Source organism: Caulobacter sp. 602-2, assembly GCF_011043625.1.
Classification (GTDB): domain Bacteria; phylum Pseudomonadota; class Alphaproteobacteria; order Caulobacterales; family Caulobacteraceae; genus Caulobacter.
The window spans coordinates 220,118-233,280 of record NZ_JAAKGT010000005.1 but is presented as its reverse complement, the minus strand read 5'-3'; the positions used below and the strand labels follow the sequence as shown (position 1 = coordinate 233,280).

Below are 13,163 nucleotides of genomic sequence, written 5' to 3'. Positions count from 1 at the left end.
TCTTTTCTATACGTTGGACGCGAAACGAATCGCCCCTGTGTATCGTGGTTCGGGCAGACCCGGAACGGTCACGTCATACGCGAATACATCGCCAGCGTGCGGTTGTCTGACCAATTCGTCCTCGGAAAGCTCGTCCCGGGCCGAAGTGACGTAAAGCGTGCGCAGGTCGTCGCCGCCGAAGGCCACGCAGGTCGGCTGGCTGGCCGGCACGCGCAGGGTCTCCAGCACGCGACCGTCGGGGGCGTGACGAACCACGGTCCCGGCCGCCCAGCGGGCGCTCCACAGGCAGCCTTCGGCGTCGACCGTGGCCCCGTCGGGATAGCCTTCGGTCACTTCCGCAAAGACGCGGCGGTTCGAGAGCGTCCCGTCCTCGTCCAGGTCGAAGGCGAAGATGGTCTGCAGCGGGCTGTCGGAAAAATAGGCGGTCTTGCCGTCGGGGCTGAACGCCAGCCCGTTGGCGATCTGCACGCCGCCGAAGTGGGGCGTGAAGTCGCCGGCATGGTCCAGGCGCCAGACGCTGGCCTCGGCGCGATGGCGGATGGCCTCGTCCTCGACCATGGTTCCGGCCCAGAAGCGCCCGGCGCGGTCGACGCGGCCGTCGTTGAAGCGGCGGCCGTTGGCCTGGGCCTCGACGCGATGCAGCCACTCGACCCCGCCCGAGGCGAGATCGAACAGGCCAAGGCCGGTCTCGAAGGCGGCGATCACGCGGTTGGCCTCGCCCGGCAGAAGCGCGATCGAGCCGATGCGCTCGGGGGCGGCGAAGGTCTCGACGCCGCCGGTGGCGGGATCGAAGGCGCGCAGGCGGCGGCTCTGGATGTCGGTCCACAGCAGGCGGCCGGCGTGAGCGTCCCACACCGGCCCCTCGCCGAGCACGTCGCCGGCCGCGATGATCGCGGCCGGCTGCTGGCTGGAAATCACCACCACGTGGCGTACAGCGCGATCAGGATGATGATCACGCCCAGGCCGGCGATGTTGAAGCCGGTGGTGGTCTTGTAGGAGACGCCGTCGAGGCTGACGACGTTGACGTCCTTCTTCTGCGGGGCGACCAGCGAGACGACCACGGCCGCGGCCAGGGTAAGCAGGAACACCACGCCGACGCGGTTCATGAACGGCATCGTGAAGATCGCCTGCTCCTGCAGCCACCAGAAGATGGCCGACAGCACGGCCGAACCGATGGCGGCGGTCAGGGCGCCGGCGGTGGTGGCCTTCTTCCAGAACATGCCCAGGATGAAGATCACCACGATCCCCGGCGTGAAGAAGCCGGTGAACTCCTGGATGAACTGGAACGCCTGCTCGGCGCCGCCCAGCAGCGGCTTGGCCGTGAGGATGCCGACGATCACGGCGACGATGGCGGTGATGCGGCCGACCAGCACCAGGTGCTGCTCGCTCGAGCCGGTCTTGGCCTTGGCGTAGAGGTCGAGGGTGAAGATGGTGGCGATCGAGTTGATCTTGGCGGCCAGCGACGCGACGATCGCGGCGACCAGGGCGGCGAACACCAGGCCCAGCAGGCCGGGCGGCAGCAGCTTCATCATCTCCGGATAGGCCTGGTCGGGCTTGATGGTCCCGTCGACCAGCACCAGGGCGGCGATGCCCGGCAGCACCACGATCACCGGCATCAGCAGCTTCAGGTAGGCGGCCAGGGCGATGCCCTTCTGGGCTTCGGGCAGGTCCTTGGCGCCGAGGGCGCGCTGGATGATGTACTGATTGAAGCCCCAGTAGCTGATGTTCATGATCCACAGGCCGCCGAACAGCACGCTGAGGCCCGGCAGGTCCTTGTAGTGCGGGCTGGCCCGGTCGAGGATCATGTCGAAGTGGTCGGGGAACTGGGTGGTCAGGTGGTGGAAGCCGGCCACGACGCCGCCGGCGCCGCCGATCTTGTCCAGCGACAGCCAGGCGATGATCAGGCCGCCGGCCACCAGCAGGGCCACCTGCACGATGTCGGTCAGGGCCACGGCCTTGAGGCCGCCCCACAGCTGGTAGGCCAGGGCGAAGACGCCGATGGCGACCAGCGCCCACATCTGGTCCATGCCGGTCACGGTGTGCACGGCGATCGAGCCCAGCCACAGGATCGAGGTCAGGTTCACGAAGACGTACAGGCCCAGCCAGAACACGGCCATGATGGTCCGCACGCTGGGGCCGTAACGCTGCTCCAGGAACTGCGGCATCGTGACGATGCCGTTCTTGATGAAGATCGGCAGGAAGAACTTGCCGACGATCAGCAGGGTCAGGGCCGCCATCCATTCGTAGGAGGCGATGGCCAGGCCGATGGCGTAGCCCGAGCCGCTCATGCCGATGATCTGTTCGGCCGAGATGTTGGCGGCGATCAGCGAGGCGCCGATCGCCCACCAGGGCAGGGCCTTCGACGCGAGGAAGTAGTCGGTCGAGTCCTTCTTGTGGCCGCCCTTGTCCCGGGAAACCCACTGCGCCAGGGCGAAGATCGCCACGGCGTATATCGCCAGGATGGCGAGATCGATGGTTGCTAGGTTCTTCACGTGGGCTTCCCCCCTTTAGGGCTGCTCTTCGTTATGATCGTAAGACGGCTCAGCCGGCGGTCTGCGCAGTCCAGGCCGCGACCAGGGCGCGGGCCCGTTCGCCGACTTCGGCGGCGGTGTAGCCGGGGCGGTAGAGCTCGCCGCCGACGCCGATGCCGGCCACGCCGATGTCGAGCCAGGGCTTGAGGTTGGCCGCGCCGACGCCGCCGACGGCGTAGATCTCGATGTCCTTGGGCAGCACGTCGCGCACGGCCTTCAGGTGGCCCGGACCGAACGAGCCGGCCGGATAGAGCTTCAGCGCCTTGGCGCCGGCCTTCACGGCGACGAACGCCTCGGTCGGGGTCGAGAAGCCGGGCATGACGGTCAGGCCCAGTTCGACGGCGCGCGAGATCACGTCGGCGTCGATGTTCGGCGTCACGATCAGCTTGCCGCCGACCGCGGCCACGTCGTCGACCGCCTGCGGGGTCAGGACGGTGCCGGCGCCGCACAGGGCCTTGTCGCCGAAGGCTTCGCAGAGCTTGCCGATGCTGACCAGCGGCTCGGGCGAGTTCAGCGGGATCTCGATGTAGCCGATGCCGGCGTCGACGAGGGCGCCGGCGATCTCGACGATCTCGTCGGGCTTAACGCCACGCAGGATGGCGACGATGGGCGGGGCGTCAGGCAAGGACATGGGCATCACGCGTGATTGAGGACGAAAGGGAAGACAGGCCGGCGAGCACGGCGGCGTCGCCGTCGATCTCGAAGCTGTCGCCGCCGGCGGCCTTGATGGCCTTGGCGTAGAGGGCGTTCAGGGCCGGGGCCCCGATCAGGGCGACCTTGCCCAGCTGGCCGAACCAGCCGGCCGCGCCGGCGGCGTCGGCGCCGATCAGCAGGCCCGACAGGAAGCCCATGGCGTCGGCCTTTGGCAGGCCGTCGATCAGCTGGCGGCTGCGGGTCTCGAACAAAAGGTGCGGCAGCAGGGCCGCGCCCTTGTCGGTGATCCGCGAGAGGCCGAGGTCGAAGCCTTCCGGCGTCGCGGGGGCGTCGCCGGCGGCGGCCTTGGCCAGGATCGAATGCTCGCGCAGCACGGCGAAGGTCTCGCCGACCGGGGCGGTCAGGAAGCTGGCGATCGCGCCGTCCTCGACCACCACCCACTTGGTGTGGGTGCCCGGCATGGCCAGCAGGTGGCGGCCGGTCTTCAGTTCGGGGTTCAGCGCCAGGGCGCCGAGGATCTGGGTTTCCTCGCCGCGCATCACGTCGGGACCGCCCAGCGGGTTGGTGCAGGAGAGGCCCGGCACGATCGAGACGGTCAGGCCCTGGGCCTCGACCTTCACCAGCCGCTCGCTGATCGCCGCGGCGTCGGCGGGGCAGGGGGCGTAGGGGGCTTCGACCCAGCCGTTGCGCGAGCCGACCATGCCGCACAGCAGGATGGTTTCGGGACCGGCCTCGCGCCAGTCGCCGACGAGGTCGAGGAAGGTCTGCTCGGGCGAGACGCTCAGCGAGCCGATGCCGGGGCCGTCGCGGCGGTCCAGCACGCTCTTGCCCTGGCGCAGGTAGAGGCGCAGGCGCGAGGTGCCCCAGTCGCCGAAGATGGTGATGGAAGGATCCGAAGCGACCATGTCAGAGATGTTCCCGGCCGGCCTGGGAGAAGTTCTGGTTGGCGTCGCGCTCTTGGCTGCGTCCGCCTGCGATCCCTTGGTTCATGGCCGTCCCTAAAACGTCGCCGACGGTCCAGCCGGCGGCGCAGCATTTATAGTATAATATCGGCCCGCGCAAACGTCGGCGGGCGGCCGCCAATACGGCCGAATGTTTCGCTCGCCCCCGGGTAGGCTGTGGTTCGAATGCCACTGTGTCGGGATTAATCACATTAATCCTTTGATCGCTTGCTTGCGAGTTACCGGTATCATATAGGTCGACCCATCCCGCGTGGCAGCGAAAAGACAGCGCTGTCCCGTTTCGACCACAAGTTCAACAAACGTCCACTGCGCCTTGAGAGCGCTGGGGCGACGATCACGGGAGGGAAGCATGAGGCACCCCAATTTCACGCGCCGTGCGCAGCTGGCCGGCGTTTCGGCCATCGTCATGGCCGCCTTCACCGCCGCTCCGGCCTTCGCGCAAGATGCGCCCGCCGATGCGGCCCAGCCTGACACCGCTGTCGAAGAAGTCGTCGTCACCGGCGTGCGCGCCAGCCTGCGCTCGGCCCAGGCCATGAAGCGCGACGCCAGCCAGATCGTCGACTCGATCGTGGCCACCGACATCGGCAAGCTGCCCGACCGCAACGTCGCCGAAGCGCTGCAGCGCATCCCCGGCATCCAGATCGACCGCAACTACGGTGAAGGCGCCAACATCGCCATCCGCGGCCTGACCCAGGTGCGCACCGAGATCAACGGCCGCGACAGCTTCACCGCCGGCGAAGGCCGCGGCCTGAGCTTCGAGGACGTGCCGTCGGAAGTGCTGGCCGGCGTCGACGTCTACAAGAACCCGGCGGCCGACCTGATCGAAGGCGGCATCGGCGGCCTGGTGAACCTGCGCACCCGCATGCCGTTCGACTTCTCGGGCCGCAAGCTCTCGGCCAGCGTCACCTCCAACACCTACGACTTCGTCGAGAAGACCAAGCCGTCGGCCTCGCTGCTGGTCAGCGACCGTTGGGACACCAGCATCGGCGAGATCGGCGTGCTGGCCAACATCGCCTACCAGAAGGGCGCGTTCCGTCAGGACACCATCTCGACCGAGCCGTTCTACACCCTGAAGCCGGGCGACGCGAACTACGTCAACTACCCGGGCTACGAGGGCAAGACCGTCACCGTGCCGCACGGCGCCGGCGTCAACACGACCCTGGGCGACCGCACCCGCAAGGGCGGCGTGCTGGGCCTGCAATGGCGTCCGAACGACCGCACCGAGATCTACGGCCAGGTCGTGCACTCGGACTACAAGTTCGAATGGCAGGACTATTCGGTGTTCGCCTACACTGGCAGCAACTCGATCCTCCCGGTCGCCGGCAGCACCTTCAAGTTCGACGAGAACGGCGAGTTCATCAGCGGCTCGTTCGCCAACGTGCCGTATGACTCCAACACCAGCTTCACCCAGCGCCACTCGGTCACCACCGACTACTCGATCGGCGGCAAGTGGGACGCCACCGACGACCTGACGCTGAGCACCGACTTCCAGTACGTCCGCGCGATCACCGACTCGGTGCGCTCGATCGTCAACGTCGGCGCCACGATCCCGGTGTTCAACCACGACATCTCGGGCGACATCCCGGTGATCACCACCGGCCCGAGCGGCTACGCCAGCAACCCGTCGAACTTCAACCTGGGCTACTATCTCGACCACATCGACAAGTCGGTGGGCACCGAGAAGGCCTGGCGCGCCGACGCCGAGTACAAGCCGGCCGACGCGGGCATCCTGCGCTCGATCAAGGTCGGCGTGCGCTACACCGACCGCGAGGCCGTGACCCGTTCGAGCACCTACCGCTTCGTGGGCTTCTTCAGCCCGCTGTCGAACTATCCGAACCTCTACGAGGTCAACCAGTTCGACAACTTCTTCCGTGACAAGGTCGACTCGTTCGGCCCGACGGTGGCGTTCAAGCGCTCGATCGCGCTCGACTACCGCGCCACGCTCAAGGCCCTGGGCCTGTCGGAAGGCGTGGGCTACGGCCCGGCCGACACCAACACCCAAGGCGAGCAGACCTACGCCATGTACGGCGTGGCCCGCTTCGGCTTCGACGCCGGCCAGTTCCCGGTCGACGGCAATGTCGGCCTGCGCGTGGTCCGCACCAACGTGACCTCGGCGGGCTTTGAAGGCATCACGCCGATCGTCAACTACGGCCAGGCCGGCGAGACCTCGGGCGCGACCATCTACTCGCCGGTCGAGGTCGCCCAGTCCTACACCAAGGCGCTGCCGAGCCTGAACCTGCGCATCCACCTGAAGGAAGACCTGCAGCTGCGTCTGGCCGCCTCGAAGGGCCTGTCGCGTCCGACCTTCAACCAGCTGAACGCCAACGCCAACATCGGCCAGCCGGGCAGCACCCAGCAGGGCCGCAACTCGGTCACCTTCGGCAACCCGAACCTGCGTCCGCTCGAGGCCGACCAGTTCGACGCCTCGCTGGAGTGGTACTTCAACAAGACCGGCATGCTGTACGGCGCGGCCTTCTACAAGAAGGTCGACGGCTTCATCTACAACGTCACCCGCAGCGACGTGCCGATCGTCTTCCCGGACGGCCGCACCGCCCTGTTCGACATCACGCGTCCGGAAAACGGCGACGACGGCAAGATCAAGGGCTTCGAAGTCGGCTACAACCAGTTCTTCGACTTCCTGCCGGGCCTGTGGTCGGGCCTGGGCGTCCAGGCCAACTACACCTACGTCGACAGCTCGGCGCCGAACCCCACGGCGCGCGACACCTCGGGCGTGGACCTGCCGAACGTGCCGCTCGAAGGGCTGTCCAAGCACAGCTACAACGTGGTCGGCATCTACGAGAAGGGCCCGATCTCGTTCCGCCTGGCCTACAACTGGCGTGACGATTTCGTTCGCACCACCTCGGGCAACGGCACGGGCAACCTGCCGGTCTACAGCAAGGCCTTCGGCCAGCTGGACGCCTCGGCGACCTACGACATCAACGACCACATGGCCTTCACCATCGAAGGCGTGAACCTGACGGACACCCAGCGCGACACGTTCTTCGGCAAGGAAACGCGTCCGCGCGACAGCATCCTGGTCGATCGTCGCGTCTCGGCGACCCTGCGCGTCGACTTCTGATCCGGCGGCGCCCGTCCTGCTTCTTCGGGGGCGGGGCGGGCTCGCCACCGCGAGGTTCCTCCCCGAACTCGCGTCTTCCTGCAGCCGCGGACCGCCTTGGCGATCCGCGGCTTTTTCTTTGCCCGGACTGGCCGCGAGGCGGACAAAAAGGGTTGCCTCTTCATTTGTATGATTATACGTATCGTTCCATCGGCGGAGGCGATCTCGGATCGTCTTCGTCCTGGTGACCTTCGGTCGTCAGCGCATCGCGCGGGCTCTTCTCCCCGAAGCCGCGCGTTTCTTTTCCCCGCGCATCGCTCCTGCGGCGATGCGCGGATTTTTTTGCCTTTATCCAATCGTTACAAAGATTTGCTGCCGAACCGGCGCGCCTGTGCGCGGGCTAAAACCGGTTGCAATCGGGGCTGTCTCCGCTAATTGTCGTATTTATAAGAATGGTAGCGGTAACGAGTGGGCGGGGCTTCAAGTCTCTCGCGCGACCGCCGGAACGGGAGGAGGCGAGGGGATGTCCATCCCGATTGACAGCGCTTACTTTCCGCCGCGGGCGACCGATGCAGGCATAGCTTCCGACCGGCTCGCCAGCATGGAGGTTTCCGCGTGACGTTTTCCAGCAAGCCCAAGTGGGGCAGGCAGGGCCTTGCCGCCCTCGGCGCGATCCTCAGCCTGGCCGCCGCCGCGCCGTCCTTCGCGCAAGGCCAGCTGCCCAAGCTGGTGACCAAGGACGGCAAGCATGCGCTGCTGGTCGACGGCAAGCCGTTCCTGATGCTGGGCGTCCAAGCCAACAACGCCGCCAACTATCCCTCGCAGATGCCCAAGGTGTGGCCGGCCGTGAAGGCCCTGCACGCCAACACCCTGGAGATCCCGATCGCCTGGGAGCAGATCGAGCCGGTCGAGGGCAAGTTCGACTTTTCCTATCTCGACCTGCTGCTCAAGCAGGCCCGCGAGAACGACACCAAGCTGGTCATCCTGTGGTTCGCCACCTGGAAGAACAACGGCCCGCAGTACGCGCCCGAGTGGGTCAAGCTCGACAACAAGCGCTTCCCGCGCCTGATCAACGGCAAGGGCGAGGTCAAGAACTCGCTGTCGCCGCACTTCCGCGCGACCCTGGAGGCCGACAAGAAGGCCTTCGTCGAGCTGATGCGCTTCATCAAGGCCAATGATCCCGACCACACCGTGATCATGGTCCAGCCCGAGAACGAGGTGGGGGCCTACAGCGCCATCCGCGACTTCTCGCCGACCGCCCAGAAGATCTTCGACGGCCCGGTTCCTAAGGAACTGGTCAAGGCGATGAACAAGAAGCCGGGAACCTGGAAAGAGGTGTTCGGCAAGGACGCCGACGAGTTCTTCTACGCCTGGTCGATCGGCCGCTACGTCGACGAGATCGCCGCCGCCGGCAAGCAGGTGCTGCCGCTGCCGATGTACGTCAACGCCGCCCTGCGCGACCCCTTCAACGACCAGGACCCGTTCACCTACTCGTCGGGCGGCCCGACCTGGAACGTGCTCGACGTCTGGAAGGCCGCCGCGCCGTCGATCGACGCCCTGGCCCCCGACATCTACATGCGCGAGAGCGAGAAGGTCCGTAAGACGCTGGAGCAGTACGGCCGGGCCGACAACGCCCTGTTCGTGCCCGAGATCGGCAGCGACAAGGCCTACGCCCGCTACATCTACGACGTGCTGGGCCACCAGGGCATCGGCTTCGCCCCGTTCGGCATCGACTACACCGGCTATTCCAACTACCCGCTGGGCGCCAAGACCATCGACGCCAAGGCGATCGAGAACTTCGCCGTCCACTACCGGCTGCTCGCGCCGATGGCCCGCGAGTGGGCGCGCCTGTCCTACGAGGGCAAGGTCTGGGGCGTGGGCGAGCAGGAGGGCGGCAAGCCCGAGACCATCGACCTTGGCGGCCGCTGGAACGTGCGCGTGACCTATGGCGAATGGCAGTTCGGCTCGATCGAGGCCCCGTGGATGGCCAAGGCCGAGAAGCAGCCCGACCGCGAGATCCCCGACGCCGGCGCCCTGGTCGCCCAACTCGGTCCCGACGAGTTCCTGATCACCGGCTACCGCGCCCGCCTGACCTTCGGCTCGGCCAAGGGCGAGCGGTTCATGGTCTCGCGCGTCGAGGAAGGCCACTTCGACGACAAGGGTCAGTGGGTGTTCGACCGCGTCTGGAACGGCGACCAGGTCGACTACGGTCTGAACCTGACCACCTTGCCCCAGATCCTGAAGGTGAAGCTGGCGACCTACTAGGTCGCCGGCCGGGCCTGAGAACAAGAACGAAAACAACGACGACAGGGAAGAAGAACGACATGCGCAGCATCTATCGGGGCGGCGGCCTGGCCGCGGGTCTGGCCCTCTCCCTGCTGGCCTCGACCAGCGCCTTCGCCCTCGACGGCGGGTTCGAGAAGACCGCCGACGGCGTGGTGGTGACCCCCGCTTCGGGCCCGGCCAAGAAGGTGCGGCTGCAGGTGATGGGCGAGCGGATCATTCACGTGACCGCCTCGCCGACCGACACTTTCGACAACCCGCCCAGCCTGATGGTCACGGCCAAGCCCGTGACCGGCGGCTTCACGGTCGACGAGAAGGGCGGGGTGCTGACGCTGAAGACGGCCAAGGCGACCGCCCAGGTCTCGCTGATGGACGGCACGGTCGACTTCCTCGACGCCGCCGGCCGCAAGGTGCTGGCCGAGCGCGACCGCGGCGCCTTCACGCCGGTCAAGGTCGAGGGGCAGGACTTCTACAGCGTCCGCCAGCAGTTCAATCTGGGCACGGACGAGGCCTTCTACGGCCTTGGCCAGCAACAGAACGGCCAGATGAACTACAATGGCCGCGACGTGGAGCTGCTGCAGTACAACCGCGCCATCGCCGTGCCGATGCTGCTGTCGTCCAAGGGCTACGGCCTCTTGTGGGACAACAACTCGATCACCCGGTTCGGCAATCCGATCCCCTATGACGTCGCCTCGCGCGACCTGAAGATCTTCGACGCCGACGGCAAGGCCGGCGGCTTCACGGCCAAATACTACCAGAACGGCCAGCTCAAGGTGACGCGGGTCGAGAAGGACATCGACTACCGCTTCCTGAAGGACCTGCCGAACTGGCCAGCCGAACTTCAGGACGCCGCCAAGAAGAACCTGCCGGGCCAGACGGTGACCTGGGAAGGCTTCGTCCAGACCGACAAGGCCGGCGAGCACAACTTCAAGCTCTATTCCAGCGGCTACGCCAAGGTGTGGCTGGACGGGCAGCTGGTCATCGACCGTTGGCGCCAGAACTGGAACCCCTGGTATCACAACTTCGACGCCAAGCTGACGCCGGGCAAGAAGCACAAGGTGCGCGTCGAGTGGACGCCCGACGACGGCTATATCGGCTTGCTGCACAACGACCCGATGCCCGCGGCCGACCGTCACTCGCTGCAGCTGACCTCGGAAGTCGGCAAGGCCATCGACTACTACTACATCGGCGGCGAGGACCTGGATCAGGTGGTCGCCGGCTATCGCGACCTGACGGGCTCGGCGGTGATGATGCCGCGCTGGGCCTACGGCTTCTGGCAGTCGCGCCAGCGCTACGAGACCCAGGACCAGATCGTCGGCGTGGTGAAGGAGTACCGCAAGCGCGGCCTGCCGCTCGACAACATCGTCATGGACTGGCGCTACTGGAAAGATCCCGAGTGGGGCACGCACAAGTTCGACGAAACGCGCTTCCCCAGCCCGCAGAAGATGGTCGACGACATCCACGGGATGAACGCCCACTTCATGATCTCGATCTGGCCGAAGTTCTATCCGACCACGGACAACTTCAAGGAGCTGGACGCCAAGGGCCACATGTACAAGCGCAACATCGAGCAGGGCGCGCTTGACTGGGTGGGGCCGGGCTACCTGAACTCGTTCTACGATCCCTATAGCCAAGAAGCGCGCGACATCTACTGGAAGCAGGTCAAGCGCGACCTCAAGGTCTATGGCGTCGACGCCTGGTGGATGGACGCCTCCGAGCCCGACCTGCACTCCAACGTCGACGTGCCCGAGCGCACCCTGCGCATGAGCCCGACGGCGCTCGGCCCCGGCGCGGAGTACTTCAACAGCTATGCGCTGGAGCACACCCGCGGCGTCTACGAGGGCGAGATCAAGGACAACCCCGACGTCCGGCCGTTCATCCTGACCCGCTCGGGCTTCGGCGGCTTGCAGCGCAACGCCTCGGCGGTGTGGAGCGGCGACGTCGTGGCCCGCTGGGACGACTTCCGCGACCAGATCTCGGCCGGCGTGAACCTGTCGATGTCGGGCATCCCCAACTGGACCACCGACATCGGCGGCTTCTCGGTCGAGAAGCGCTACGAGACCAAGGACCCGGCCCACTGGGCCGAGTGGCAGGAGCTGAACCTGCGCTGGTTCCAGTTCGGCGCCTTCAGCCCGCTGTTCCGCAGCCACGGCGAGCTGCCGTTCCGCGAGATCTACGAACTCGCCGACGAAGGCTCCGATATCTACAAGTCGCTGGCCTGGTACGACGAGCTTCGCTACCGGCTGATGCCCTACGTCTACACCCTGGCGGCCGACACCTATCACCGCGACGGCAGCATGATGCGCGGCCTCGTCATGGACTATCCCGGCGACGCCAAGGCCAGGAACGTCGACGACCAGTACCTGTTTGGCCAGGACTTCCTGGTCGCCCCGGTCACCGCCTTCAAGGCCCGTTCGCGCAGCGTCTACCTGCCGGCCGGAACCTGGTACGACTTCGAGACCGGCAAGGCCTTCAAGGGCGGCCAGAGCGTCAAGGCCGACGCGCCGCTCTCGCGCATGCCGCTGTTCGTGAAGGCCGGCGCCATCGTGCCGACCACGGTCGTCCAGCAGTATGTCGGCGAAAAGCCCGATGCGCCGATCACCCTGCTGATCTTCACCGGCAAGGACGGCAAGTACGAGCTCTACGAAGACGACGGCCTGTCCAACGGCTACGCCCGCGGCGCCTGGGCCCGCACGCCGATCTCCTACGACGACGCCAGCGGCCGGGTGACCATCGGCGCCCGCTCGGGCGGCTTCAAGGGCATGGTCGACAAGCGCACCTTCAAGGTCCGCTTCATCGGCAAGGGCGGGAAGCCGACCGACTTCGACGCGGCGGCCGACCTGACCGTCGAGTACGACGGCCAGCCGGTGGTGCTGACCCGCAAGTAGGGCCGCATCGATGCCTGAAACGGGGCCCGGCGGCGACGCCGGGCCCTTCGTCGTTTCAGACCAGCGGGCAGGTGACGGCGTAGGCGTGGCGCGAGCCCAGCAGGCCCTTGTGGATCTCGATGCAGATCGAGGTTCCCACGGGGTGCAGGGCATAGACGCCGCGCGTCACGTTCAGGCTGTCGAACGCCTCGCGCCGCCCGTTCACCGTAGCGCTCACGTCGAGGCTGGGGCTGCTGCGGCTGGGCCAGATCGCGTTCTCGACCACGCCCTCGACGACCGTGAAGTCGTTGCGTGAGACAAGCAGGTCGACCGTGGTGACGACGCCCCAGCCCCACAAGAAGGAAAGGCCCGCGGCCAGGGCCATGGCCGTCCAGCTCCGTCCATGGACTTCGACCGTCAGCAGCGCGGTCCAGAGCACGGCGCCCAGGACAGCGGATGCGGCCAGCAGGCCCCCGAAATCGATGAAGTGCTGGTCCAGGCTCGTGGCGCCCAAGGCAAAGCTGGGCGCGAACAGGACCATGGTGAGATTGCCCGAACCCGGCCGGTCGTGGGCTTCGAACAAAGACAGTCCCAGGTCGCGCCTGGCCAGCCAGATCGCCGTCCAGGGCGTCAAGGCGGCCAGGGTGACGACCAGCGGATAGGGCCAGGGCTTGAACATCAGCCAGACGGTCACCAGCACCGACCACGCGGCCAGCCAGCCGGCCGCCACCAGCGAGCGCCGTTTCGGGCCGATGCGACGGATGGAATGATCGATCATGGCGCGACCCTAGGGCAAGCTTCGCCTTAA

At 66.7% G+C, this 13,163-nt stretch carries 8 protein-coding genes; 3 read left to right on the top strand and 5 right to left on the bottom strand.

Going from position 1 to position 13,163, the window contains the following annotated elements; genetic code table 11:
• Window positions 1-6: 6 nt before the first annotated feature.
• Genes G5B46_RS13155 through G5B46_RS13140 form a run of 4 tightly spaced genes read right to left on the bottom strand, consistent with a single transcriptional unit; the run spans window position 7 to window position 4,090 of the window.
• Window positions 7-924: an SMP-30/gluconolactonase/LRE family protein gene (locus G5B46_RS13155; protein ID WP_165259245.1), complete on the bottom strand. Its 918-nt coding sequence runs from the start codon at window positions 922-924 to the stop codon at window positions 7-9.
• A complete protein-coding gene (locus G5B46_RS13150) occupies window positions 915-2,492 on the bottom strand; it encodes a sodium/sugar symporter (protein ID WP_165259243.1) in 1,578 nt (525 codons plus the stop codon). The genes G5B46_RS13155 and G5B46_RS13150 overlap by 10 nt, the downstream gene beginning before the upstream one ends.
• A 49-nt stretch (window positions 2,493-2,541) precedes the next feature.
• Complete coding sequence (locus G5B46_RS13145; protein WP_116565145.1) at window positions 2,542-3,162, bottom strand: 2-dehydro-3-deoxy-6-phosphogalactonate aldolase; 621 nt, start codon at window positions 3,160-3,162, stop codon at window positions 2,542-2,544.
• On the bottom strand, window positions 3,149-4,090 hold the full coding sequence (locus G5B46_RS13140) for a 2-dehydro-3-deoxygalactonokinase (protein ID WP_165259241.1): 942 nt from the start codon (window positions 4,088-4,090) through the stop codon (window positions 3,149-3,151). Before G5B46_RS13140 ends, G5B46_RS13145 begins: the two co-directional genes overlap by 14 nt.
• 406 nt (window positions 4,091-4,496) lie before the next feature.
• Between G5B46_RS13140 and G5B46_RS13135 the strand changes: the two genes are divergently transcribed.
• The 3 genes from G5B46_RS13135 to G5B46_RS13125 all read left to right on the top strand — a co-directional run bounded on the left by G5B46_RS13135 (window position 4,497) and on the right by G5B46_RS13125 (window position 12,376).
• On the top strand, window positions 4,497-7,226 hold the full coding sequence (locus G5B46_RS13135; protein ID WP_165259240.1) for a TonB-dependent receptor: 2,730 nt from the start codon (window positions 4,497-4,499) through the stop codon (window positions 7,224-7,226).
• 651 nt (window positions 7,227-7,877) lie between these two features.
• Window positions 7,878-9,470 (top strand): DUF5597 domain-containing protein, encoded by a 1,593-nt coding sequence (locus G5B46_RS24440; protein WP_346764924.1) that lies wholly within the window; start codon window positions 7,878-7,880, stop codon window positions 9,468-9,470.
• A 59-nt stretch (window positions 9,471-9,529) separates the two neighbouring features.
• Complete coding sequence (locus tag G5B46_RS13125; protein WP_240903461.1) at window positions 9,530-12,376, top strand: TIM-barrel domain-containing protein; 2,847 nt, start codon at window positions 9,530-9,532, stop codon at window positions 12,374-12,376.
• Between the two features lie 55 nt (window positions 12,377-12,431).
• Here the strand turns inward: G5B46_RS13125 and G5B46_RS13120 are convergent, their stop codons facing one another.
• Window positions 12,432-13,133, bottom strand: a complete 702-nt coding sequence (locus tag G5B46_RS13120) for a hypothetical protein (RefSeq protein ID WP_165259234.1) — start codon at window positions 13,131-13,133, stop codon at window positions 12,432-12,434.
• Between the last annotated feature and the right edge of the window lie 30 nt (window positions 13,134-13,163).

What these genes read in the sequence shown, in the direction of transcription:
- G5B46_RS13120 (WP_165259234.1), bottom strand. Translation starts at nt 13,133, where the DNA reads ATGATCGATCATTCCATCCGTCGCATCGGCCCGAAACGGCGCTCGCTG.
- G5B46_RS13125 (WP_240903461.1), top strand. Translation starts at nt 9,530, where the DNA reads ATGCGCAGCATCTATCGGGGCGGCGGCCTGGCCGCGGGTCTGGCCCTC.
- G5B46_RS13140 (WP_165259241.1), bottom strand. Translation starts at nt 4,090, where the DNA reads ATGGTCGCTTCGGATCCTTCCATCACCATCTTCGGCGACTGGGGCACC.
- G5B46_RS13135 (WP_165259240.1), top strand. Translation starts at nt 4,497, where the DNA reads ATGAGGCACCCCAATTTCACGCGCCGTGCGCAGCTGGCCGGCGTTTCG.
- G5B46_RS13145 (WP_116565145.1), bottom strand. Translation starts at nt 3,162, where the DNA reads ATGTCCTTGCCTGACGCCCCGCCCATCGTCGCCATCCTGCGTGGCGTT.